This is a genomic window from Rothia sp. 110740021-2 (genome assembly GCF_054263775.1).
The window spans coordinates 227959-251532 of sequence record NZ_JBSZFE010000001.1; the positions used below are offsets into that span (position 1 = coordinate 227959).

General features: G+C 58.0%; 19 protein-coding genes. 14 read left to right on the top strand and 5 right to left on the bottom strand.

The genetic code is table 11. From position 1 onward, the window contains the following. Nucleotides 1–5 precede the first annotated feature (5 nt). Both ACUXHH_RS01015 and ACUXHH_RS01020 read left to right on the top strand, forming a co-directional pair. The gene (locus tag ACUXHH_RS01015; RefSeq protein WP_458390622.1) at nucleotides 6–1061 is read left to right on the top strand and encodes a methionine ABC transporter ATP-binding protein; all 1056 of its coding nucleotides are present in this window, start codon (nucleotides 6–8) and stop codon (nucleotides 1059–1061) included. Next, a complete protein-coding gene (locus tag ACUXHH_RS01020) occupies nucleotides 1062–1757 on the top strand; it encodes a methionine ABC transporter permease (RefSeq protein WP_371568821.1) in 696 nt (231 codons plus the stop codon). Nucleotides 1758–2940: 1183 nt separating this feature from the next. Here the strand turns inward: ACUXHH_RS01020 and ACUXHH_RS01025 are convergent. The 3 genes from ACUXHH_RS01025 to ACUXHH_RS01035 form a co-directional block, all read right to left on the bottom strand. Continuing rightward, entirely contained in the window at nucleotides 2941–3705 is a 765-nt protein-coding gene (locus ACUXHH_RS01025; protein ID WP_458390623.1) for an HAD family hydrolase, read from the bottom strand. Nucleotides 3706–3865: 160 nt separating this feature from the next. Further along, complete coding sequence (locus ACUXHH_RS01030) at nucleotides 3866–5284, bottom strand: ABC transporter permease (protein ID WP_279740981.1); 1419 nt, start codon at nucleotides 5282–5284, stop codon at nucleotides 3866–3868. Then, complete coding sequence (locus tag ACUXHH_RS01035) at nucleotides 5284–6267, bottom strand: ABC transporter ATP-binding protein (RefSeq protein ID WP_458390624.1); 984 nt, start codon at nucleotides 6265–6267, stop codon at nucleotides 5284–5286. Before ACUXHH_RS01035 ends, ACUXHH_RS01030 begins: the two co-directional genes overlap by 1 nt. Nucleotides 6268–6496: 229 nt before the next feature. Here ACUXHH_RS01035 and ACUXHH_RS01040 point away from each other — a divergent pair, with 229 nt between their 5' ends. The 8 genes from ACUXHH_RS01040 (at nucleotide 6497) to ACUXHH_RS01075 (ending at nucleotide 17417) form a co-directional block, all read left to right on the top strand. Then, the gene (locus ACUXHH_RS01040) at nucleotides 6497–7786 is read left to right on the top strand and encodes a histidine phosphatase family protein (protein ID WP_458390625.1); all 1290 of its coding nucleotides are present in this window, start codon (nucleotides 6497–6499) and stop codon (nucleotides 7784–7786) included. A gap of 34 nt (nucleotides 7787–7820) precedes the next feature. Further along, nucleotides 7821–8255 carry a VanZ family protein gene (locus tag ACUXHH_RS01045; RefSeq protein WP_314079455.1) on the top strand — a complete coding sequence of 145 codons (435 nt, stop codon included), beginning with the start codon at nucleotides 7821–7823 and terminating at the stop codon, nucleotides 8253–8255. A gap of 386 nt (nucleotides 8256–8641) precedes the next feature. After that, a complete protein-coding gene (locus tag ACUXHH_RS01050; protein WP_049357323.1) occupies nucleotides 8642–9433 on the top strand; it encodes a DeoR/GlpR family DNA-binding transcription regulator in 792 nt (263 codons plus the stop codon). After that, on the top strand, nucleotides 9433–10383 hold the full coding sequence (locus tag ACUXHH_RS01055; RefSeq protein ID WP_279740974.1) for a 1-phosphofructokinase family hexose kinase: 951 nt from the start codon (nucleotides 9433–9435) through the stop codon (nucleotides 10381–10383). The genes ACUXHH_RS01050 and ACUXHH_RS01055 overlap by 1 nt, the downstream gene beginning before the upstream one ends. A gap of 178 nt (nucleotides 10384–10561) precedes the next feature. After that, a complete protein-coding gene (locus ACUXHH_RS01060) occupies nucleotides 10562–12559 on the top strand; it encodes a PTS fructose transporter subunit IIABC (protein ID WP_458390626.1) in 1998 nt (665 codons plus the stop codon). 101 nt (nucleotides 12560–12660) lie between these two features. Next, nucleotides 12661–14355, top strand: coding sequence for a phosphoenolpyruvate--protein phosphotransferase (gene ptsP / locus ACUXHH_RS01065; RefSeq protein ID WP_458390627.1), 1695 nt, complete (start codon nucleotides 12661–12663; stop codon nucleotides 14353–14355). 233 nt (nucleotides 14356–14588) lie between these two features. Further along, nucleotides 14589–14867, top strand: coding sequence for an HPr family phosphocarrier protein (locus tag ACUXHH_RS01070; protein ID WP_005504506.1), 279 nt, complete (start codon nucleotides 14589–14591; stop codon nucleotides 14865–14867). Between the two features lie 414 nt (nucleotides 14868–15281). Beyond that, nucleotides 15282–17417, top strand: coding sequence for a threonine/serine ThrE exporter family protein (locus ACUXHH_RS01075; RefSeq protein ID WP_458390628.1), 2136 nt, complete (start codon nucleotides 15282–15284; stop codon nucleotides 17415–17417). Nucleotides 17418–17570: 153 nt separating this feature from the next. On the opposite strand, the gene ACUXHH_RS01080 is transcribed toward ACUXHH_RS01075, so the two are convergent. Next, nucleotides 17571–18242: a uracil-DNA glycosylase gene (locus ACUXHH_RS01080; RefSeq protein ID WP_458390629.1), complete on the bottom strand. Its 672-nt coding sequence runs from the start codon at nucleotides 18240–18242 to the stop codon at nucleotides 17571–17573. 207 nt (nucleotides 18243–18449) lie between these two features. On the opposite strand from ACUXHH_RS01080, the gene ACUXHH_RS01085 reads away from it, so the two are divergent. The 4 genes from ACUXHH_RS01085 (at nucleotide 18450) to rlmC (ending at nucleotide 22950) form a co-directional block, all read left to right on the top strand. Next, a complete protein-coding gene (locus ACUXHH_RS01085; protein WP_279788378.1) occupies nucleotides 18450–18737 on the top strand; it encodes a DUF3263 domain-containing protein in 288 nt (95 codons plus the stop codon). 262 nt (nucleotides 18738–18999) lie between these two features. Next, a complete protein-coding gene (locus tag ACUXHH_RS01090; protein ID WP_279740966.1) occupies nucleotides 19000–19590 on the top strand; it encodes a LytR C-terminal domain-containing protein in 591 nt (196 codons plus the stop codon). Between the two features lie 396 nt (nucleotides 19591–19986). Further along, the gene (gene groL, locus ACUXHH_RS01095) at nucleotides 19987–21609 is read left to right on the top strand and encodes a chaperonin GroEL (protein WP_049346117.1); all 1623 of its coding nucleotides are present in this window, start codon (nucleotides 19987–19989) and stop codon (nucleotides 21607–21609) included. Between the two features lie 207 nt (nucleotides 21610–21816). Further along, nucleotides 21817–22950, top strand: a complete 1134-nt coding sequence (gene rlmC / locus ACUXHH_RS01100) for a 23S rRNA (uracil(747)-C(5))-methyltransferase RlmC (RefSeq protein WP_458390630.1) — start codon at nucleotides 21817–21819, stop codon at nucleotides 22948–22950. A 100-nt stretch (nucleotides 22951–23050) separates the two neighbouring features. On the opposite strand, the gene ACUXHH_RS01105 is transcribed toward rlmC, so the two are convergent. Continuing rightward, on the bottom strand, nucleotides 23051–23563 hold the full coding sequence (locus ACUXHH_RS01105) for a mycothiol transferase (RefSeq protein ID WP_279740963.1): 513 nt from the start codon (nucleotides 23561–23563) through the stop codon (nucleotides 23051–23053). Between the last annotated feature and the right edge of the window lie 11 nt (nucleotides 23564–23574).

Genomic DNA, 23574 nt, shown 5'->3' on the forward strand with positions numbered 1-23574 from the left:
AACTTATGAGTGAACTGGTACAGAGCTTCGATGATGTCATCGAGCCCATGGTGGTTCTGGACGGAGTCTCCAAGGTCTTCGGCAGCGGCCCCAAGGCAGTAGTTGCTGTCGACAACGTCTCCCTCACCATTAACCGCGGTGAAATCTTTGCAATCATCGGCTACTCCGGTGCCGGTAAGTCCACCCTGGTCCGTCTCATCAACGGCCTGGAAACCACCACCAGCGGCACCCTGACCGTTGGCGGCTTTGAGATTTCCGGTAAGCGCGACTCCGAACTGCGCGAAGTACGCACCAATATCGGTATGATCTTCCAACAGTTCAACCTCATGAACTCCCGCACTGTGCTCGGTAACGTCGAGTTCCCGCTCAAGATTGCTGGCTGGTCTAAGAAGGACCGCCGCGAACGCGCCCTGGAGATGCTTGACTTCGTGGGTCTTGCCGACCGTGCAGGTCATTACCCGAACCAGCTTTCGGGTGGTCAGAAGCAGCGTGTGGGTATTGCTCGTGCGCTCGCGACCAGCCCCGCCCTGCTGCTGGCTGATGAGTCCACCAGCGCGCTGGATCCTGAAACCACCCATGAAGTGCTTGCACTATTGAAGAAGGTCAACCGTGAACTGGGTGTGACCGTTGTGGTCATTACCCACGAGATGGATGTGGTGTCCACTATTGCTGACCGTGTGGCTGTCATGGAGTCCGGCCGCGTGGTGGAGCAGGGCAACGTCTACGACGTCTTCTCCAACCCGCAGACCGATGTGGCAAAGCTGTTTGTTGCGACCACCGTCAAGCTCGCCCCCACCGGCAAGGAAGCGGCTGAGCTGCGCGCAAACCACAAGGGTTACCTCATCAACGTTGAAATCGTGGAGGGTAACCAGGAGCTCGGTAAGGTGCTGTCCTACCTGGGCGCCCGTAACGTCCGCTTCAATATTGTGGGCGGCGGTATTGAGACCCTGCAGGGTAAGGCGTACGGTACCCTCACCCTGGAACTTCTCGGCGAAATCACCAGCATTGATGCCGCCGTTGCCGAACTGAAGACCGTTGCCCGCGTGCAGGAGGTGCGCTAAATGTTTGCTACTACTCTTCCGCTGGCTGCGTCTAAGACGGACTGGTCCGAGTTCCTGCCCGAGAAGCTGCTCCCGGCTATCGGCGATACGTTCTACATGGTGTCTATCACCATGCTGTGCGCCGGTCTGGTCGGCCTGATTGTGGGTGCTCTGCTGTACACCACCCGTGCAGGTAATATCTTCCAGAACCGATTCGTGTACACGATCCTGAACATTCTGGTGAACGTGATTCGCCCGATTCCGTTCATTATTTTGATTGCGGCTCTGGGCCCGCTGACTAGTGCTGTGGTGGGTACCCGCCTGGGCGTGAACGCGGCGGTCTTTGCGATGAGCTTCGGTGCAGCATTCGCTATTGCTCGTATTGTGGAGCAGAATATGGTCTCCATTGATCCGGGTGTGATTGAGGCGGCTCGCGCGATGGGTGCTTCGAAGATGACCATCCTGTTTACCGTGATGATTCCGGAGGCGCTTGGCCCGCTGATCCTGGGTTACACCTTCCTCATTATCGGCGTGGTGGATATGTCCGCTATGGCCGGTTACGTGGGTGCTGGTGGTCTGGGTAAGATCGCGATTGTGGATGGCTACCAGCGCTTTAATGACGAGATTACCTGGGCTGTTGTGGCGATTATTATCGTCCTGGTTCAGCTGGTTCAGTTCATCGGTAACTCCCTGGCGAAGAAGGTTATGCGTCGATAAGCTTGTGCCCCTTGTAGGCCTTGTAGGTACTGTAGGTACGGCTGATACAGCATAGAAGACCCCCGGTCTGCTCCATAAGGAGCGGGCCGGGGGTCTTTCTTCATACCGGGGGAGGGGGTGCTAATTACTTAGCCCTGCGTTGCTTGAGACTGCTGCGTCGCTTCAAGCTTGGTGATTCAGGTGCGCACCAGCGGAAAAGCATACGCACGTAGGAAAGAAGAAGAGAGGTGGGTGAAAGCAACAGGGGAAGTGAAGACTGTTTACCGCTGTATCTGCGATAAGAACCTAGAAATGTGTAAGGCAGAGGAGCATCTGAAGCGCATTAAGACGACTTAGGATGCAAGTTTGCTGAGGAGAGAGAACGGGCTGGGAGCTTTAGCCGCTAAACACTATAGTTTGTAGTGGTGCAAATTATTATTGAATTATTACTAAAATAATCTTGACTCCCATTTTGCTAATTGATATCATAAAAGTATTCCGGCTCACATTAAACTAGAGATATCATCAACAGCTATTGTCGGAGCCTGTGTAGAAGGACGTGAAATCGCGTTCTACGCAGATTGGTGTATACCACCGCTGAAAGCAAAAGTTGAATAAATATCTGAGGTGATTAAGTTGGTCGACACTAGATACATACCGGTACCTGAATTATGTTTCGCAGGTTATTCTTTCTATTATTTTACATCTTCGCATGATTCAATGTTTTATAATGTTGCCGGTATTTTAATTCTTTGTGGATTTGTTGGGTACTCTGCATATCGTGCAAATAAGAACTACGTACAACCTGCGGCATCCTTCATAAAATCCGTATTTTTTATGTTGGCTGTGGTAATTTTACAAGTGTATTGGCTTGACCCTTTGGCTCAGGTTGTAGTTCTACTTATGAGTATCCTGTACGCTTTTGTTTTCTATAAGCAACAGCCGAAATAAGCATCCTTGGAGTTCTAAAACACCTAGCATCACGAGAACCTGCCAATGTTCAGGTTCTCGTGATGTTTTGTATTGGTACCGTTTAGTGACACTTTGGAAAAGTAGCGCTCCGCGAGAGTGCTGATGAAGTCAAAGGGCTACAAGAGCGGGTGCTAGAGAGGCAGCTGATAAGCATAAAAGACCCCCGGTCTGCTCCATAAGGAGCAGACCGGGGGTCTTTCTTTATGCTGCTACGAGGTGGGGCGGGTGCCACTTAGCCCTGCGCCGCCTCAGACTGCTGTGCCGCCTCAAGCTTGGCAATCCAGGTGCGTGCCGCCTCCCAGAGCTGTGGGTCGTTGAACGAATCGAAGCGCCCAAAACCGGCCGGTGCCTTTGCCGGGTCGGTGCCTTCCGGCACGTAAATCATGACCTTCGTACCGGCGTCACGTGCCGCCTGCGCGCCCGCGGGGGAGTCCTCGAACGCCAGCGCCTCGTGACCTTCAAAGCCGAGGCGACGTGCCGCCTCCAGGTACATATCTGGGGCGGGCTTACCGGCCGGAACGTCGTTGCTGCTGACCCAGGTGCGCACCAGCGGGGCGTAACCGTAGCTTTCCATCTTCAGGGTCAGAATGTTCGCGGTGGAGTTCGACGCCACCGCAACCGGCATGTGCTCGCTCAGGAAGCCCAGGAACTTCTGCGCACCCTCAATCAGGTCCACGCCGGAGCTGATGACCTCGTGCTCGGTGGTGAGCAGGTCCTTCATCACGCGTTCATGGTGTTCGGCGTACTCTGCGGAGGCGGTGTCCGGCTTCTGGCCGTTCTGCGCCTCGTAGGAGAGCAGTGCAAGCTCCTCGGCGACATCGGCTGCTGCCAGGCCGGTGAGGCGATGCTCCACCTCTTCGGTGAAGGGAACAGACCAGCGTGCGAAAAGCTCACGCTGCACATCGTTCCAGACGGTCTCGGAGTCGAGGAGGATGCCGTCGCAGTCGAAGATTGCGCAGCGGGGGAACCAATCGGAGGGTACTGTGTGTTCAAACATAATGTCAGTCTCTCACAGGGGTTTAGGCTATGGAAGCGGTGGCCCGGTGCGTGAGAAAACATGCGGGGTTGCGCCTCGCCCGCAGAACGGAAAACCAGATGAAGAAACCCTCCCGCCGCATCCAGAACGGATGCAACGGGAGGGCAGAAGCTAAAACAGTTTAGAGAGCGGACACCGGCTTATGAGTCACCTGACGCATAAACGGAATGGTCGCCAGCAGGCCCGCATAGACCAGCACCAGACCCAGCGCAATAGCGCCGAAGGTCAGACCGAACATCTTCGCCAGAATCTCACCGGGAAGACCCTGAGCCGCAATCAAAGCCGTCAGCGGCAGACCCAGCAGTGCAGAAATCACGCTGATGAGCACCAGCGGACCGAAGACCACGGTCAGGCGCGAAGCCTGCAGCAGCCTCGTGGGGGTACCCATCATATTCAGCGAAGAATACAGCGAAACACGCTCGTAAATGGCGGCGCTCTGGTTCAGCACTGCGGAGAGAGTGACCAGCAGGTACGAGAAGAACAGCATCATCAGCATGCCCTGAAAGATATCCTGCATGATGGTCATGAAAGGGCCGGCAGCAGGACCGGCTTCCTTTGCGTCTTTGCTCATCTCACCTGCCAGAATCAGGATGGGGCCGAAGAAGGTCACCAAGAAGGTCGACAGCGCCACACCCGAAACCTGACGCCACGCCCCGCGCGGGGATTCCAGCACCGCACGGTAACCCAGCAGAACCGACGCCTTCTGGGTCATGCGCACACGAATCTTCGCGTACGCCCACACGAGGAAAGTACCAATCAGGTCGATAGCAATCATCATCAGCACACCCGGCAACGCAATGAAAATCGCCAGGTTCTTCATTGCGCTATCGGCACCGCCGTTCTGGAAGGGCGAGAACATGCTGAAGCCTGTGGAGGTCGATGCCAGAATCATCACGGCAATAACCAAAACAACACCGATACCCAGGGCAATGTAGCCGGCGGATCCAGCCTTCGCACGGGTACGCACACCCAGCGGGCTGATACTAACCTTCGCCAGGCCGAAGAGGGAGCTGAGAGCCGCCAGGACCATACAGCCCAGGAAGCAGTAGAAAATCACGATCACCGGCAGGAGCATATTCTCAGCACCCAGCGGAACGTTCATGAAGTGCAAAGCGCCAAAGGGGAAAATCAGCACCAGGTAAAGCAACAGACCGATGATGAAACCCACAAGAGAGTACACCAGCGCGTCCGCAACAGACAGCCCCACAATCAGGGTCGTGGAGGCACCAATCAGACGCAGGGACGCCAGACGCTCATCACGGCGGCGGGCACTCAAACGAGCAGCCGAAGCGCCCAAGGTAAAGAGCGGAACAATCAGCACCAGAGCGGCAACCCACGCCAAACCCATGTAGAGCTTCTGAATGCCCATCAGGTTGATCATTTCGTGGTCAACGTTGGCGTGCTCAAGCCACGTACTCAGCGCTTGAACACCACCGGCAACCGTCAAAAACAGTGCCGAGGAGGCGGCAAAAGCCAGCACGGGAAGAATCGCCTGCGAACTCCATAGGGTTCGCTTGGCGAGTAGAGCATAGATTTGCATTATGCACCTGCCTGAGACTGAGCGCCGAAGCTCTGAGCGTGGTTCTGGGAAGCGGGAACACCGCCCTGGTTATTGCGCTGATCGCTCACAATCTGACCATCCTGCAGATACACCACCCGGGAGCACGCCGCCGCCACGTTCGGGTCGTGAGTAACCACCAGCAGAGTCTTACCCTGCTGCGGAATCATGGTCAGCAGCAGAGCCATCACCTCACGCGCGGTCTTCGAATCCAGCGCGCCGGTCGGCTCATCCGCGAAAGTCACGGGAGCACCGTTCACCTGGGAGCGAGCAATCGCCACACGCTGAGCCTGACCACCGGACATCTCACCCATACGGCGATCCAGCATCTGCCCCAGACCCAGACGGTTCAACAGATCAGCCGAAATGGAACGCGCCTGCTGGCGGGGAACACCGGCAATCATCGCGGCGAGGGAGACGTTCTCCTCCGCAGTTAGCTCGGGAACCAGCAGACCCTGCTGGAACACGAAACCAAACGAGTTAGCGCGCAGGGAGGTGCGCCCACGCTCGCTGAGGGACTCCACCGCCACCTGACCGGCTGGGCCATTAAACAGCACAGAACCGGCATCGAGCTTGATAATGCCCGAAAGCGCATGCAACAGGGTGGTCTTACCGGAACCGGAAGGACCCATAATCGCCACGGACTCGCCGGGGAAAATATCCAGGCTCACGTTACGCAGCACCGGGTTATTGCCGTACGACTTGTGCAGGTTACGTGCAGAAATAATCGCACCGCGCGCGAAGGGCGCCTGCTGCATCTGCTGAGGTGCCTGAGCCGGGTAGCCCTGCTGCCACTGATAGTAGCCTGCCTGACTCTGCTGGGTAGGCTGACCGGGCTGACCCTGCCGGGGATGACCTTGCTGAGCGGAATACTGACCGGCAGGCTGCGCCGCCTGCGGAGGGGTCATTGAGTACGGGTTCTGAGCCAGGAACTGCGGGTTCTGAGATTGAGGATTCTGGGTCATGACAACCTTTATTGGGTATGAACTAACGGAATTACACTTCTATCATCTCAGCTTCTTGGTGGCTTACCTCTCCGTCTGGAGGCTGAAAAATATGGGAAAACCCTGAAAAAATTCGCCCGACCGGGTGCTCAACCGCCCCGCAACTCATCCCGCAGTATGAGCACGCTTCAGCAAAAGGGATAAGCCGCGCACCCCTTGAACTGCACGGAGGCAGTGCCATACTAGAAGGATGACCGACGCACAGAACACCCCCATCATCACTCCGGTAGCTGACCCCGAGGCAGGAACCCGCATCATCTTCCTGCGCCACGGCCAGACCGACTGGAACATTGAACACCGCTTCCAGGGCGGCACCGACATCCCCCTCAACGACACCGGCAGGGAGCAGGTCCGCACCGCTATCGGTGCCCTGCAGCAGGCGGCAGCTGAGGGCACCACCGTGGACGCTATCGTCTCCTCGCATCTTTCCCGCGCTGTAGAAAGCGCCGAAATTGTAGCCGAAGGCCTGGGCATACCCTACCGCGGTGCCGTTGACGGCTTCCAGGAACGCTCCTTCGGCGACCTAGAGGGCCAAATTGCTACCCGCGAGCTGATTCTCGCCTCCCGTCAGTCCAATAACGCATACAACGTGGAACCGAAGAAGGACTTCCTTGCCCGTTCCTTGGCGGCGTTGAACCGCGTCCGCCGCGAATACGAGAGCCAGACCGTGGTAGTTGCCGCTCACGGCATGCTGATTGCTTTGACCATGACTGCCCTGTTGGAGGACCGTCACCCCGAACTGCTCAACGAGGACGGCATCTACCCGATTCCCGTGAACGCCTCCCTGACCGAGGTGCCCCTGCAGTACCTGGACGATGCAATCGACCGCCTGCTCGTGCAGCACCAGGAACCCGAGCTGAGCCCTGAAGAAGTTCCGGCGGGCGCCGAAAACACGACCCTTACCCTGATTCGCCACGGCCAAACCGACTGGAACAAGGCGAACCTGATGCAGGGCATCACCGATATTCCGCTCAACGACACTGGCCGTGAGCAGGCACGCACCACAGGCCAGAAGCTGGCCGATATGGGTCTGAAATTCACCGTGCTGGTGTCCTCTCCGCTGTCCCGCGCCCACGAGACGGCGCAGCTGGTCGGTGAGCACTTCGACCTGCAGGTGCACAAGACCTACCCCGAGCTGGTGGAACGCGCCTACGGTGCCGGTGAGGGCCTGGACATTCCCATCTCCGAACGCCGCGCCCCGGAACGCTACTACCTGAACGTGGAATCCGAGCGTGACGTGTACATTCGTGCCGTGCGTACCCTGCGCGGCATCGTGCGTGAACTCTCTGAAGCCTCGGGAGACCAGAAGATTATTGCCGTCAGCCACGGCAGCTTTATCCGCCGCGCTCTCTCCGCAGCCGCCGGTGAAGAGTGGACCGTGACCGTGCCGAATGCCGAACCGCTCACCATTGACGTGCCGGGCCTGTTTGCGTGGGACTCGACCAAGCAGTTCGATGAGGCGGGTCGCCTTGTTTGGTAACGGACAACCCGGTAGCGGTTGCTCCGGAGCTCGCGTGTGGCAGCTGATTCTCTGGCCCGTCACGGCGCTGTACTGCGCGGTGGTGGCGAGTATTGTGTTCGCGCCCGTGCACGTGGACGATAACGAGATGGGCGGCCGCATGGTGCAGTTTTTGGATACCGGCCACGCCGAAGGCTGGCTACCCGCGTTCATCACCTATTCGAGCATCGAGCAGCTCTCGAACGTCATAATGTTCATTCCGGGCGGTTTTCTCTTTGCCCTGCTGCTCAAACCGAAGGCACGCCCCCATGTGCTGTACTTGGGGTTCCTGGTCAGCGCCTGCATTGAGACGATTCAGAGTTTCATGCCGGATCGTACAGGTGACGCGGTGGATGTGCTGATGAATGGTTTGGGTGCCCTGCTGGGCGCGGCGGGTGCTTTGGGTGTGCATCGTTGGCGTCGTGTGCGTCGCGAACGTCAAGGTAAGTAAGGTGCTGCACTCGGTGGAGGCGCTGGTTTTGAGGGTTCTTGGGGCCTGCGCCTCCACTTTTTGCCTTGTTAGGGCGCTGTGTAGGGTTTAACACTGTGCGGATGGTGGGGGAGTGAGAAAACCCAACAATTTATTAGGTCAAACAGACATAAACAGGCGGTGACCTCCGATATAGTGTGGTTTCGGTAGGGAACATTCGGGTAATATTCTGGTAAATACAGCGTTTTGTATTGACTCGCCCACAAAAACCCACATAAAATCAAGTATTACCCTCACGTGTTTTGCTGGCTCACTGAAACCATGTCTCTCATGGCCATATAAGCCGAGCAGAATGCAGAAAAGAACGCACAGATTTCCTCCCACTAGCCCAAAGGAACACCAGAGTTATGTTCGCAGAAGAACGCCGTGCCGAAATTGCAAAGCTTGTTGCCTCCGCACGTCGTGTCAACGGCGCTGACCTTGCGCGTCGTTACGATGTGACCATGGAGACCGTGCGTCGTGACCTCGCCGCACTGGAAGAGGCAGGTAAGCTCCGCCGCGTCCACGGTGGTGCGGTCACCATTGAGCAGTCCACCTCCCTGGAGTCCTCCATCTCCTCCCGACAGGGCATGAACACCCCCGAGAAGCGCCGCATCGCCACCAAGGCATACCAGATGTTGCGCGACTCCGAGGCAGGCTCCATCGTCCTGGACGCAGGCTCCACCATCGAAATTCTTGCCGACCACATCGGAGCCGAGAACTTCAGCCTCAAGACTGGCAACGACCGCATCATCATCACCCACGCACTGCACATTGCAGTCAAGCTCGCCGAAGCCGAGGGCGTTACCCTTGAACTGGTTGGCGGCCAGCTGCGCAAGATGACCTGGGCTGCTGTTGGTGCACGCGCCGCAGAGCACTTCGGTACCATGCGCCCCGATATTGCTTTCATCGGTGCCAACGGCATTGAAGCCCACTTCGGCATCTCCACCCCCGGCATGAACGAAGCCATCGTCAAGACCGCAATTTGTAAGGCAGCCCGCCGTGTGGTTTTGCTTTGTGACTCCGCGAAGTTCGGTCAGGAATCCCTGGTCCGCTTCGCTGGATTTGAGGATATTGACACCCTCATTACTGATCGCGAGCCCGAAGGTGCCCTTCGCCAGGCACTCGAGGCCGCAAATGTTGAGATAGTGATTGCCTAATGATTATTACTCTGACCGCCAACCCCAGCCTGGACCGCACCATTGAACTTGGTACACCCCTGGCTCACGGTGCCGTGCAGCGTGCTGTCGGTGCCGTACAGGATCCCGGTGGTAAGGGCGTGAATATTTCCCGCGCTCTGCAGGTTTCCGGTGTGTCGACCCTCGCCATTGTGCCCGGTGAAGCCAGCGACCCGGTGCTGACCGCACTGCAGGCTGTGGACGTCGAGTTCACTAACCTGCCCACCGGTGAGCCGATTCGCTCAAACATCACCGTGGTTGATCCGGATGGTACCACCACCAAACTGAATGCCCCCGGCACTGTTTTTGATGCCGAACTGCGTCAGAAGCTGGACGAGCTGGTAGTTGAGCGTTCCAAGGGTGCCGACTGGGTGGTTCTGGCTGGTTCGTTACCTCCGGGTCTGGAGCCGACCTACTACTCCGAGCTGGTGGCGGCACTGCGCGCCTCCGGCTACGAGGGCAAGATTGCTATTGATACCTCTGAAGCGCCGCTGATTGCGACCGTTGCCGGTGAGCATAAGCCGACCCTGATTAAGCCCAACTCGGAGGAGCTGGCTCAGTTGACCGGTAGCGATAACTGGGAGGAGCTGGAGGCCAGCCCCGAGCTGACCGCCCGCACCGCCCAGAAGCTACTCGGCGACGGCATCGAATATGTGCTTGCCACCCTCGGTGGCGGCGGTGCCGTGCTGGTCACTGAGCAGGGTATCTGGCACGCTGTGCACGAGCCGATTCAGGTTCGTAGCACTGTGGGTGCCGGTGACTCGTCGCTGTCCGGTTTCTTGATTGCTCACACTCGTGGTGAGGATGCCCCCGGTTGCCTGGTTCAGGCGGTAGCTCACGGTTCGGCTGCTGCTGCCCTGCCCGGTACCCGTATGCCTTCGCTAGAGCAGACCGCTCCTGAGAAGGTTAGTGTTCGTCAGTTGCAGCTCTAATTCGGGCTGTTTTCACACCTCCAGCTTTCATTCTCAGAAGGGAATATAAGCTGCGGTGCTGCCTAAACAGCCACACACATACGAACACAACACACTGCACACACTTTGAACCCATATAGGGGAGAAACCCCGCACCACTGAGCGAATCCCCGCACCAACACATACCCGAGGAGGGAATATGTCTGATCTGATTACCGCAGATCTCGTCCTGTTGGACGAGAATCTCGGTGAGACCCGATTCGACGTAATTGCCAAGCTTGCCCAGGCAGTCGTAAACGCTGGACGCGCTACCGACTTCGAGCAGCTCTACGCGGCTGCCGAGGCACGCGAATCCAAGACCGACACCGGCATCCCCGGTGGTATTGCGATTCCGCACTGCCGTAGCGCTGCCGTCACCGAGCCGACCCTGGCGATGGCACGCCCCAACCCGGCAGTTTCCTTCGGCGCAAAGGACGGCCCCGCCGACCTGATTTTCTTCATCGCTGCACCCGACGGCGCTGACCAGGCTCACCTGAAACTGCTCTCCACCCTGGCACGTTCCCTGATGAAGAAGAGCTTCACCGCGTCCTTGCGTGAAGCCTCCTCGGCTGAAGAGATTGTTGAGCTGGTCAACGGTGCGCTCGGCGTAGGCGAGAAGAAGGCAGAAGCTAAGCCCCCCGAGGCTGCCCCCGCCGCTTCCGCTCAGGAACCCCCCGCTGCTTCGGCTCCGGTGAAGAAGATTGTTGCTGTGACTGCATGCCCCACCGGTATCGCCCACACCTACATGGCTGCGGACGCCCTCAAGTACGCTGCTGAAGAGCTCGGCTACGATCTGAAGGTTGAGACCCAGGGCTCCTCGGGTAATGAGAAGCTGACCCAGGCTGATATTGACGCCGCAGACGCCGTGATTTTTGCGGTGTCTGTGAACGTGCGTGAGCGTAACCGCTTCGCGGGTAAGCCCTTTGTCGAGTCTGCCGTCAAGCGCGGTATTGACGAGCCTAAGGAAATGATTGCGGAGGCTCTAGCTGAGGCTGAGAACCCCAACGGTGCACGCGTTGTTGCTGCCACATCCAGCGGTGAGGACAGCCCAGGCGCTACCGAAGGCGCTTGGGGCTCGCGCATCTACAAGGCCGTAATGACCGGTATCTCCTACATGATTCCGTTCGTTGCTGCCGGTGGTATTCTGGTCGCCCTGGGCTTCGTTTTCGAGGCAATTACTATGCCGAATCTCGGCGATGTGAACACCAAGGCAATTCTCGATTCGGCAACCCTGTTCAACCTCGGTGATGTGCACTGGACCCTGTACCTGGGTGCTGTTCTGCAGACCATCGGTGGTTTCGGTCTGAGCCTGATGGTTCCGGCTCTTGCCGCGTACATTGCGTACGGTTTGGCTCAGCGTCCCGGTATCGCTCCGGGTTTCATTGCCGGTTCGGTGGCTCTTGCGGTGAACGCGGGCTTCCTTGGCGGTATTGTTGGCGGTATTCTCGCCGGTCTGATTGCGTACGCTCTGGGCACCCTGAAGCTGCCTCGCTGGCTTGGCTCGATGATGCCCGTGGTCATCACCCCGCTGGTAACTTCTCTGGTTGCCGGCCTGGCGATGTACCTGCTGCTCGGTGCGCCTCTGGCTTGGGTTATGACCACCCTGCAGGATTGGCTGACCTCCATGTCTGGCGGTTCTGCTCTGCTGCTGGGTCTGATTCTGGGCGCCATGATGGCTTCTGACCTGGGCGGCCCCATCAACAAGGCTGCTTACCTATTCGCAACCGCTGGCCTGTCCTCGGGGGCGACTGTGAACCAGGAAATCATGGCTGCTGTCATTATCTCCGGTATGGTTCCGCCGCTGGCTATGGCTCTGGCAACCACTCTGCGCCCCAAGCTGTTCAACGAGAACGAGCGTGAGAACGGTAAGGCTGCGTGGCTGCTGGGTGCATCCTTCATCTCTGAGGGTGCTATTCCCTTCGCTTCGGCTGACCCGGCTCGCGTGATTCCTTCGACCATTGTTGGTGGCGCTATCGCCGGTGCAATCTCCATGGGTGCGCACGTGGCTTCTCCGGCTCCGCACGGTGGTATTTGGATTATTGGTCTGGCGCAGAACCCGCTGATGTTCCTGGTGGCTGTTGCTGCCGGTACCATTGTTTCGGCGTTGCTGTACGTGGTATTGAAGTCCCTGGGTGCCCGCTCTAAGGCATCCGTGTAAAGGCCGTATAACCTCACCTTGCATTTGATCGTCTGTTTGCGGGCGTGAGTGTGAAAAAACACGTTACACTGTAGACAAACCACAGATAGGACATGAACTCTATGACTACCTACAAGGGCGTCGGCGTATATGCCGGCCGCATTATTGGCCCCGTTCTTCAGATGCCTAAGCCCATCGAGGAACCCAAGGATGGTCTGCGTCTGAGCGGTGAGACCGCTGAGGCTGCGGCACAGCGCATCAAGGACGCATCGGTCCGCGTCAAGGAAGACCTGCTGGCTCGCGCAGAGAATGCAGGCCGTGACGGTAAGGCTGTTCTGAAGTCCACCTCTCAGATGGCTACCGACCGTGCACTCATCAAGAGCGCTATCAAGCTAGTTGAGGCTCAGGAGATGGCTCCCGAGCGCGCAATCTGGGAGGCCGCAACCTCCTTCGCAGACCAGATGGCTGCCCTGGGCGGCTACATGGCTGAGCGCGTTACCGACATCCACGACGTGCGTGCCCGCATCGTTGCTGAGCTGACCGGCCAGCAGGCTCCCGGCATCCCCGTTTCTGACGAGCCGTTCATCCTGGCTGCTATTGACCTGGCACCGGCTGATACCGCGACTCTGGACCCCGAGAAGGTTATTGCACTGATTACCTCTGACGGTGGACCGCAGGCACACACCGCTATTCTGGCTCGCGGCTTGGGCCTGCCCGCTATTGTGGCTGCTAAGGGCGTGACCGACATTGCTGACGGCACCATCGTCTACGTGGACTCCAACGAAGGCATCGTTGACACCGAGCCCACCGACGCTGACCGCGAAGCAGCAATCAAGTACGCAAACCGCAAGCCCGTCGCTGACTTCGACGGTCAGGGTGTGCTGGCTGACGGCACCCGCGTTGAGCTCTACGCAAACGTTGGTGACGGCAAGTCCGCTGAGAAGGCTGCAAGCCTGAAGGCTGAGGGAGTTGGCCTGCTCCGCACCGAGTTTGGCTTCCTGGGCCACGACGCTGAGCCTTCCATCGAGACTCAGGCTAAGACCTACAAGTCCGTGTTTGACGCATTCCCCGGCAAGCACATTGTGGTTCGTACCCTGGACGCTGGCGCTGACAAGCCCCTACCGTTCCTGAACGTGAACCCCGAAGAGAACCCCGCACTGGGTGTTCGTGGTTTCCGTACCGACTGGACCGTTCCGGGCGTTCTGACTCGCCAGCTGGAGGCTATTAAGGCTGCTTCGGAGAACTCCGACGCTGATATCTGGGTTATGGCTCCGATGATTTCGACCACTTCGGAGGCGCGAAACTTCGCGAACATGCTCAAGGAGATTGGCCTGCCCGTTCACGGTGTGATGGTTGAGACCCCCGCAGCTGTGATGAACGCTGAGGCTATCCTGGGCGAGGTCGACTTCGTGTCCATCGGTACCAACGACCTGACCCAGTACACCATGGCGGCTGACCGTCTGCTGGGCGACCTGGCGCACCTGAACAACCCCTGGCAGCCTGCAGTGCTGAAGATGATTAAGATGACCGTTGAGGGTGCTCAGCGTGCATCGGTCACCGCGGGTAAGAAGAAGTACGTGAGCGTCTGTGGTGAGGCTGCGGCTGACCCGGCTCTGGCTGTTGTTCTGATTGGTTTGGGTGTTGACACTCTGTCCATGAATGCTGGCGCTATCCCCGCTGTGGCTGCGGTTCTGAAGTCTGTGACCAAGGAGAAGGCACAGCAGATTGCGGCTATCGCTCTGCAGCAGATTTCTTCTGCTGAGGCGAAGGAGAGCGCACGTAAGGCTCTGCCGATTCTGGACGAGCTGGGCCTCTAAGCCTTAAAACGATTCCGTGTTCTGCCTACCGCCCCTCGACGGGGTGTGGAGGTAGTGTCCGGATCCGTAAAAATGCCGGGTGCAGGGTCTTATTTTTGCATCCGGCATTTTTGTACTTGTTAGCGTATGGCTGAACGGTACAATTTATAGAGTAAGGGCGGGTCCTGAAGCGCCCCGTTCATTTAGAATAGGTACTGATATATTTTCAGTTCCTTAATCAAAGGAGAAACATAATGGCAGAGCGCGAAGCCACTATTGCAAGCCGTGTTGGCCTGCACGCACGTCCGGCAGCTATCTTCGCTGAGGCAGCTGGCGACCTCCCCGTTGAGGTGACCATTGCTGCTAAGGGTGAGCCCGCAGATGAGGCTATGGACGCTGCATCGATTCTGTCCCTGATGTCCCTGGGCGCAAAGCACGGCGACGTTGTTGTCCTGCGCGCTGAGGGCGAAGGTGCTGAAGAGGCTCTGGACTCGCTGGTTAAGATCCTCGAGACCGACCACGACGCTGAGTAATTGACTCTCGCCTCTGAGGTGAACCCTAAGCGGTGCACTTCGGAGGCTGTGAAGGCTACAGCCTTAAAGCGTGAATATCCCGTCACTTCGGTGGCGGGATATTTCTTTATTTTATTATGAATAATTCGTGTTTTATTGAGTTATGAGTGAAGGTACATGGAAGATATTTCTTTGTATAAATCTTAATGTACATATAATATTTATTTTTCCTTGAAAATATCTCCCAAAATATTTTCTGTATGCTAGAAACCTATATTTCTCTCCAGTGCAACGAAGCTATCTATTGTAGATATCGTAGAGCGCTTTTTTGCTCATATAACCGCTGGATAGAAAAGCGATATTTCTGTTTGCCAGTGCTACCACAGAATCCTGCCCTTGTTAGACTAAATAGGCACTGTCTATCTGGGAGGGACATTGGCAGAATCGAGGAACACCCCCGCGAACTCCACATCGCGGGAAGCTTCGCATGCAGGCGAAGCAAACACTGCCGCGACGGAAGGAAGCGAGCAGAATACTACCGAAGGCTACATTGCCGGTAAGCGCGGTTTTCCCCTGGTTTCACTAGACCAGGTCACCGACGAGAAATTACGCCGTGTATTGGCTCGGCAGACCCCCTCTGCGAAAACTCAGGAGGGTACCGTCGCAGCAGAAGCTGTCAGCGAAGTACTCCAAGAAGTAGCTGCGGACATGGGCATCCCCGCGCAGGAGGTAGAGCCCGCCAGCGACCCCGAGCCGAGCTCTAACAGTCACGGTGCACGCACCGTTATTGATCCCTCCCTCATACCTGTGGACGACCTGGACGCATACCGTGAGGACCCGCACCCCACCACTTCAAGCAATATGGTGACTGAGGCGGCGCTGACTCGGCCCTCCCAACCGGTACCTATGACTGGCATGATTCCGCAGGTGCCGAACTCTCACGCAGCCCGACGCTACGGTGCGGAACCTACCGCCGTGCCGAAAACTGGACCTGTCTCAATGTCCACCACCTCCGTACCGCTGGTCAACGGTGGCTCTCGCGGCCTGTTTGGGCGCGGTAGTGGTGGCCGTTGGGGTTCGCGTCGCCTCCGCTCCTTCGTGCGCGCTGAGGAGGCTGCACCGGCTGCCCCGCGCGGTGCTCAGCGGATTGCTCAGCGTCAGTTTGTGCCGACTATTCGTACCGAAGACCATGAGCGTCGTGAGGCATTCCGCCGCGAGAAGGAATACGCTCGTGACACGCTGAACTTCACCTTGCGCCTGGCAGAGGCGATGTTCCACTATGGCGCGGATGCTATGGATGTTGACTCGGCGATTATTGCGGTTTCTTCGGCGTATGGTTTGGACTCGGTTGAAGTGGATATTACAAACCAGTCGGTGACCATCAACTATACGTCGGACCCCGATATTTACATGGAGTCCCGCATCGCTAAGCGCAATGTGAACGCTGAGGAGCGCTTCACCCACACTTTGGTGCGTGTGGTGCGTTCCTCTACGGAGAACTATGAGGCACTTTCTGAGGTGTACGGACTGATTTACAAGATCACTCGCGGCGGTATGACCCTGGAAATGGCTGATTTGAAGCTGAACCAGATTACGCACCGCCCTAAGCCGTTCCCGCCTCTGGTGGTGTGGCTAGCGAATCTAGCGTGTGCTGGAACCCTGACAGCGGCGCTGGGGGCGAGTTTTGCGACGGCGTTGAGCGCTGCGATTATCTTTATTCCCGTGTATCTGCTGATTCAGTGGTTGAGTTCGATTGGTATTCCGGTCTTCTTCCGCATGGCTGCTAGTGCAGGTCTGATGACTTTCTTGGCGATTTGGCTGGGCGGTGAAGGGTCCATTCTTTCGGTGCTTCAGCGTCAAGGAGAGGCGATTTCGGCACCTCTGGTGGTGGCTGCGGGCATGATTATGTTCTTGCCGACTCCTCGTCTGGTGGGTGCCGTGCAGGATGCGATCAATGGCTTCCCGGTGACGGCTGCGGGCCGTTTTGTATCGACGGGTATGAGCTTTTTGGGCCTGGTGGTTGGTATTGCCACCGCGGTGAGTGCGATTAATATTTTCAACGGACCGACCCTGGATATTGAGCAGCTGCGTTTTGAGCCGACGACCCCGCTGGTGGCGTCTTTCTTCTTCCTGGTAGCGATTGCAACTTTTGCAATTACCTTGCAGACGAAACTGGTGAAGGTCGGTTGGCTGATGGTCATTACGGGTTGCGGTTTGGCGGCGTATTACGGCTACGAGATGTTTGCCGGTCCGAGTACTGGTCGTGGTCCGACGGCGTGTGCGGCGGTTGTGATTGGTGCGTTGAGCACGTATTTTGCCTACCGTCTGCATGTGCCTCAGGCAATTTTCTCGATTCCGGCGATTACGTTCTTGCTGCCGGGTCTGTCGTTCTTCCGTGGTATGTATTTGTTGACGGTTGAGACGGATGTGATTCTGGGTCTACAGAATATGATTACGGCGGTTTCAATTGTTGTGGCGATGGCTTCGGGTGTTGCCTTGGGCAATTACACGATGCAGTATGCGCTACAGCATTTTATGACTCCGCGGAATGTGGAGCCGGCAAATTCTTAACCTTATTTTCAAGGGTATATAGTCAATATTGCATATATTGGATGTAGCGAAGGGGCGGTAGCATACGAGTTCAACTCACATGCTACCGCCCCTTCGCTACATCCATTGCGTCAGTTCTTACGCTGGATCTTTTACTGTGCCTAGCGAGCCGTCCTAGTGGACTGTCCAATCCACCGGCTCCGCACCCTGCTGCACCAGCAAAGAATTTACGGTTGAAAACGGGCGCGAACCAAAGAAACCACGATGAGCAGACAGCGGCGAAGGATGCGTCGACTCCACGCTCGGGTACGGCTGCAGCATGGGTGCGCACTTGCGCGCATCCGCGCCCCACAGTAGACCCACCAGTGGCTGGTTACGCGCCACCAACGCGCTGATAGCGCACTCGGTGATCTCCTCCCAACCCTTGCCGCGGTGCGAACCCGCATCAGACTCGCGCACCGTCAAAACCCTGTTGAGCAGCATGACACCCTCATTAGCCCAACAGGACAGGTCACCGTGATCAGCCGGGGCGATACCCAAATCATCCTGCAGCTCCTTGTAAATATTATTCAGCGAACGAGGCAGAGGCATACCACGGTGCACAGAGAACGACAGACCCATCGCATTACCCGGAGTGGGGTAGGGGTCCTGACCAATAATAAGGACCTTCACCCCGCTCATCGGGCGGCGGAACGCATTGAAAATATCGGTAGCAGGTGGGAAAGTACGGTACCCCGCCGCGTGCTCCTCACGCAGGAAAGCGCCCATGGCGTGAATCTGCTCTTGGACGGGGGCGAGTGCTGCCGCCCAATCCTCGCTCATAATGCTGCTGAGGGGCTGGTTCATGAATCTCCTGAGGCTGATGCGACCCTGACGGTAACGGGAGGGGTGCGGGATGAATGCTTCTCCTCTAGACTGAGGCTTTCTCTAGACTGAGGCTTTCTCTAGGCTAGGGTTCTCTTCTAGACTGAGGTTCTCTTCTAGACTAGGGGATGACGAATACATACGCTAGAGACGCCCGCCGTGGCAGGTGAGCTACAGACAGGAGGGAATGTGTCAGAACAGGAACGTACTGAAACCGTGCAGAGCCAGGCGGAAGTAGAAAACCAGTCGGAACTGCAGAACCAACCCGGCGGCCTGAGCCCGGTGGAGCGCCGCATCCTTGATGTGGAGCGCCGCCGCTTCAAGCACCAGGGCTCAAAAGAGAAGGCGATTATCGCCGCCGGATTTACCCCGATTGCATACTATCAGCGCCTGAACGTGATGCTCGATGATGAGCGGGTATGCACCGCAGCGCCGCAGATTATCGATGTTCTGCGTGCCCGCCGAGACGCTGACTAGGGGTTTGAATTGGGGGAGCTGTGAGAGCTTTCCACCTCCTGCTTTCAGATACCGTACACCTTAAGTTCAACCAGAGATTAAACACTGTGCGGTGTCTGCCTCTTTCACAGCCGGTTGCGAGGCGTTCACGTTGGTTCTCGCTAGTTGAGCCGGTACTCTAGGTACTAGAACACCAAGACCGTACCTTCTGCAGCTGCGACTGCGCGCGCGGTAGGGCGGTACGGTACCAGCCGGTAAACAGAGACCCGTGAAATGAGGATAAATGAGCTACCCCCGCGACGAATTTGATGAGGTAGACGAAAATACCGCCCGCCGCGGAACCTACCGCGCGGTCAATGCTGACCCGGCAAAGAGCCTCAAGGGCGCTATCCCCCTGGTAGCTGCAGGTGCAGTTGGTCTGCTCATCGGCGGCGCGATGTACGTGTACGCGCCGCGCACCGCCTCCCCGCAGTACTCGGCATCCGCCGCGAAGAGTAGCTCCGCCTCCGCAAGAGCATCGGCGTCCTCCGCGCCGGCTAACGCTTCCGCATCGGCAAGCGCTACGAAGACCGGTCTGGCTGAGTCCATCTCTGTGGCAGTCTACAATGCGGCGGCTCCGGCGGGTAGCGCATCTGGTGCGGCGGCTCTGCTGACCGGTTACACCATCAGCGAGACGGCAAACTACACGGGTGTGGCACCGGCAACCAGCGTGGTCTACTACGCTGAGGGATACCAGTCGCAGGCGCAGAGTATCGCCTCGAAGCTGGGCATTACTCAGGTGCGTCAGGCAACCTCCGATGTCCAGATGGGCAACCACGAGGTCATCGTAATTCTGTCGTCGGACTACACCGGCTCTGCTACTGCATCGGAATAGGTTCAGGCGGTTGCCCGGGTGAGTCTAAGCCCGCGCCCCACTGTTTCTGCTATAACGACTTCTGCTCAACCCCATCCGCGCAATTCCACTGATGCGCCGGGTGGGGTTGATGCTTTTAACGCCCCTCATGTACTCCCGGCGGGCGCACCATTAATGCCCCTGTAGGCGGGCTTGATGAGCGCAGATTAAGCACTGGGCGATTAACCCTTCAACCTTGGGCTTAAACGTTTGCTCCATGCCGGCGCGGGTGCCACAATTGATGTAGCATTCGGGTGCTTTATGCCCTACTTTGCCCGCGCTTCCGTAACGCGGGCGTTGTGGAGGGGAAACCACCCGATTTAGATGTACCGCACCCGCAGGGGTGAAGGAAAAATCCGATCGTCCAGGAGGACACTTATGGCAAAGCTCATTGCTTTTGACGAAGAGGCACGCCGCGGCCTTGAGCGCGGTTTGAACACCCTCGCCGATGCAGTGAAGGTGACCCTTGGCCCCCGCGGCCGCAACGTTGTGCTGGAGAAGGCGTGGGGCGCCCCCACCATCACCAACGACGGTGTCTCGATCGCGAAGGAAATCGAGCTGGAGGATCCGTACGAGAAGATTGGTGCGGAGCTCGTTAAGGAAGTTGCTAAGAAGACTGACGACATCGCAGGTGACGGTACCACCACCGCTACCGTTCTGGCTCAGGCACTGGTTCGCGAGGGCCTGCGCAACGTGGCTGCTGGCGCTGACCCGCTGAGCCTCAAGCGCGGCATTGAGAAGGCTGTTGAGGCTGTGACCGAGGCTCTGCTCTCCTCCGCGAAGGAAGTTGAGACTGAGGAAGAGATCGCTGCAACCGCATCTATTTCCGCTGGCGACGCTGAGATTGGCAAGCTCATTGCTGAGGCAATGGAGAAGGTCGGCAAGGAAGGCGTCATCACCGTTGAGGACTCCAACACTTTCGGTCTGCACCTTGAACTGACTGAGGGTATGCGCTTCGACAAGGGCTTCCTATCCGGTTACTTTGTGACCGACCCGGAGCGTCAGGAAGCAGTCCTGGAGGACCCCTACATCCTGGTTGTGAACCAGAAGATTTCGAATGTTAAGGACCTTGTCCCCGTCCTGGAGAAGGTCATGCAGTCCGGCAAGCCGCTGCTGATCGTTGCTGAGGACGTTGAGGGTGAGGCTCTGGCTCTGCTGGTGCTGAACAAGATGCGGGGCTCCATCAAGTCTGTTGCTGTGAAGGCTCCGGGCTTCGGTGACCGCCGTAAGGCTCAGATGGCTGATATCGCTATCCTGACCGGCGGCCAGGTCATTACCGAAGAGGTTGGTCTGTCCCTGGACGCAGCAACCCTGGATATGCTCGGTTCCGCTCGCAAGGTCGTTGTGACCAAGGACGAGACCACCATCATCGAGGGTGCAGGCGACGCAGCAGCTATCGAGGGTCGCGTTGCTCAGATTCGCGCAGAGATCGCTAACTCCGACTCCGACTACGACCGTGAGAAGCTGCAGGAGCGCCTGGCTAAGCTCGCCGGTGGCGTTGCTGTGCTGAAGGCTGGTGCCGCAACTGAGGTTGAGCTGAAGGAGCGCAAGCACCGCATTGAGGATGCTGTGCGTAACGCTAAGGCTGCTGTTGAGGAGGGTATCGTCCCCGGTGGTGGCGTTGCTCTGATTCAGGCTGGCGTGAAGGTCTTCGACAAGCTGGAGCTGACCGGTGACGAGGCTACCGGCGCAAACATTGTGCGCGTAGCTATTGATGCACCGCTGAAGCAGATCGCTGCTAACGCTGGCCTGGAGCCGGGCGTTGTGGTTGACCGCGTTCGTTCCCTGCCTGCTGGTACCGGCCTGAACGCTGCGACCGGCGAGTACGAGGACCTGATGGCTGCTGGTATTGCTGACCCGGTGAAGGTGACCCGTTCGGCTCTGCAGAACGCTGCGTCGATTGCTGGTCTGTTCCTGACCACTGAGGCTGTTGTTGCGAACAAGCCGGAGCCCGCTGGTGCTGCTGCTCCCGGTGCGGACGCAATGGGCGGCATGATGTAATAACTTTTTGTCCCTGATGGGGCAAAAAGTTATGGAATCCGAAGGGTCCGAAGTGGCCTTCGGCGGTGACCTAACGCTGGTACTTTAGCCGGCACAGGTCCACGCATCCGTACGAGGCGGGGGTGGCTACCCATGAGGGGTGGCCGCCCCCGCTTTTGTGTGCCCATGCGTCCTGTCCCGGCGACGGAGGCGGTAGAATGGCTCCTTATGGAATGCGTCTATTACCGTGAGAGTCTTTGCCGCTCCTGCACCAACATCGAAACCCTGTACCCCGCGCAGGTGCAGGTGAAGCAGGAGCACGCCCGCGCCCTGCTCGCTAACTACCCGCAGTTGCAGTGGCTGGACCCGGTGACCAGCGCGGAGGCGGGCTTCCGCAACAAGGCGAAGCTCGTGGTGGGTGGTTCGGCGAAGAACCCGACCCTGGGCATCGTGGATTACCGTACGGGCACCTCCACTGATCTTGGAGAATGCCCGCTCTATATGGAGCCGATTCAGGCCGCTATTCCGGTGCTGCGTGAGCTGATTCAGCGCGCGGACCTGACCCCCTATGACATTCCGAACCGTCGCGGTGAGCTGAAGAATATTCTGGTGACTGCTTCGGCGGCGGGTGAGCTGATGGTGCGTTTCGTGCTGCGTTCAAAGAAGCTGCTGGTGCCGATTCGCCGCCAGATGGACTGGATGCATGAGCAGCTGCCGAACCTGGCGGTGCTGTCGGTGAACCTGCTGCGTGAACCGGTGGCGCGCGTTGAGGGTGATGAGGAGATTATTCTCTCGGAGCGTCAGACCCTGCCGATGCAGGTGAATGACCTGACTTTGCATTTGCGTCCGCAGAGCTTCTTCCAGACGAACACGAAGGTTGCTGAGGCGATGTATGCGCAGGGCCGCGAGTGGGTGCGTGAGGTGGCTCCGCGCTCGCTGTGGGACCTGTACTGCGGTGTGGGTGGTTTTGCCTTGCATGCCGCTTCGGTGATGGACGGCGGTTCTGTGACAGGCATTGAGATTAGTGCGGAGGCGGTCGCTTCGGCACAGCGCACGGTCGCTGAGTACGGCCTGGAGGGCGTGAGTTTTTCGGCTCAGGATGCGCCGAAGTTCGCGGTGTCTTCGGGCACGGTGCCGCAGATGCTGGTGGTGAACCCGCCGCGTCGCGGTATTGGTGAGAGCTTGTGCGCTTGGGTTAAGGGTTCGGGTATTGACCGTGTGGTGTATTCGAGCTGTAACGCGGTGACTTTGGCGAAGGATCTGGAGTGTATGCCCTCGTATGCGCCGGTGCAGGGCCGTGTGTTGGATATGTTCCCGCATACGGACCACTATGAGGTAATGGTGCTGCTACAGAAGCAGTAGCGGCTTATAGACGTGTAGGCGGTGGCGTCTCGGATGGTTGTGTCCGAGGCACCACCGCCTTTTCGTGCCTGCTGTTGGGGCGAGGTTTAGCTCTCCGCTCTTAATTCTGCGCGGCAAGAATACCCGCCGCGTAGGCTGCCTGGCCTACGTGCTGGGCCGCGTCGTCAATCAGGCTGACCAGGCGCACACCGCGAGTTACCGGCGGAGTCCACGAAAGGTCAATAATCTCGCTCAAATCAGCCTCGCTCAGCCTATGTGCGTAGTCGGCGAGCGCTTCGCCGGTTGCCACAAGGTATTCCACCATCAGCGTAGAATTTTCAACCACGATGGAGCGTGCCTGCTCGGCGGTGTGGCCGTAGCCCATGGTGTCGCCGAGCTCGCCCAGGTTGAAACGCTCCCTGAAACCCTGAGTCTTCCAGACCTGCGGCTGACCATTCAGAGCAGAAAGCTGCATATCCATTTGTCGTCCGGCGTGCCAGAGGAGCCAGGCGATAGAGTTCGGGTGCCCGCCCGGGTGGGCGTTGAGCGCCTCGGGGGATAGCCCCTTGACGGCTACGGCGGCTTCGATACCGGGGCGGCTGGCGGCGTCGCGCAGAATCTCGTGGGTTTTCATGGAATCCTCCT

Bases quoted from the DNA above. Each gene is read 5' to 3' on its own strand.
- ACUXHH_RS01015 (WP_458390622.1), top strand. From the start codon at position 6: ATGAGTGAACTGGTACAGAGCTTCGATGATGTCATCGAGCCCATGGTG.
- ACUXHH_RS01020 (WP_371568821.1), top strand. From the start codon at position 1,062: ATGTTTGCTACTACTCTTCCGCTGGCTGCGTCTAAGACGGACTGGTCC.
- ACUXHH_RS01025 (WP_458390623.1), bottom strand. From the start codon at position 3,705: ATGTTTGAACACACAGTACCCTCCGATTGGTTCCCCCGCTGCGCAATC.
- ACUXHH_RS01030 (WP_279740981.1), bottom strand. From the start codon at position 5,284: ATGCAAATCTATGCTCTACTCGCCAAGCGAACCCTATGGAGTTCGCAG.
- ACUXHH_RS01035 (WP_458390624.1), bottom strand. From the start codon at position 6,267: ATGACCCAGAATCCTCAATCTCAGAACCCGCAGTTCCTGGCTCAGAAC.
- ACUXHH_RS01040 (WP_458390625.1), top strand. From the start codon at position 6,497: ATGACCGACGCACAGAACACCCCCATCATCACTCCGGTAGCTGACCCC.
- ACUXHH_RS01050 (WP_049357323.1), top strand. From the start codon at position 8,642: ATGTTCGCAGAAGAACGCCGTGCCGAAATTGCAAAGCTTGTTGCCTCC.
- ACUXHH_RS01055 (WP_279740974.1), top strand. From the start codon at position 9,433: ATGATTATTACTCTGACCGCCAACCCCAGCCTGGACCGCACCATTGAA.
- ACUXHH_RS01060 (WP_458390626.1), top strand. From the start codon at position 10,562: ATGTCTGATCTGATTACCGCAGATCTCGTCCTGTTGGACGAGAATCTC.
- ptsP (WP_458390627.1), top strand. From the start codon at position 12,661: ATGACTACCTACAAGGGCGTCGGCGTATATGCCGGCCGCATTATTGGC.
- ACUXHH_RS01070 (WP_005504506.1), top strand. From the start codon at position 14,589: ATGGCAGAGCGCGAAGCCACTATTGCAAGCCGTGTTGGCCTGCACGCA.
- ACUXHH_RS01080 (WP_458390629.1), bottom strand. From the start codon at position 18,242: ATGAACCAGCCCCTCAGCAGCATTATGAGCGAGGATTGGGCGGCAGCA.
- ACUXHH_RS01090 (WP_279740966.1), top strand. From the start codon at position 19,000: ATGAGCTACCCCCGCGACGAATTTGATGAGGTAGACGAAAATACCGCC.
- groL (WP_049346117.1), top strand. From the start codon at position 19,987: ATGGCAAAGCTCATTGCTTTTGACGAAGAGGCACGCCGCGGCCTTGAG.
- rlmC (WP_458390630.1), top strand. From the start codon at position 21,817: ATGGAATGCGTCTATTACCGTGAGAGTCTTTGCCGCTCCTGCACCAAC.
- ACUXHH_RS01105 (WP_279740963.1), bottom strand. From the start codon at position 23,563: ATGAAAACCCACGAGATTCTGCGCGACGCCGCCAGCCGCCCCGGTATC.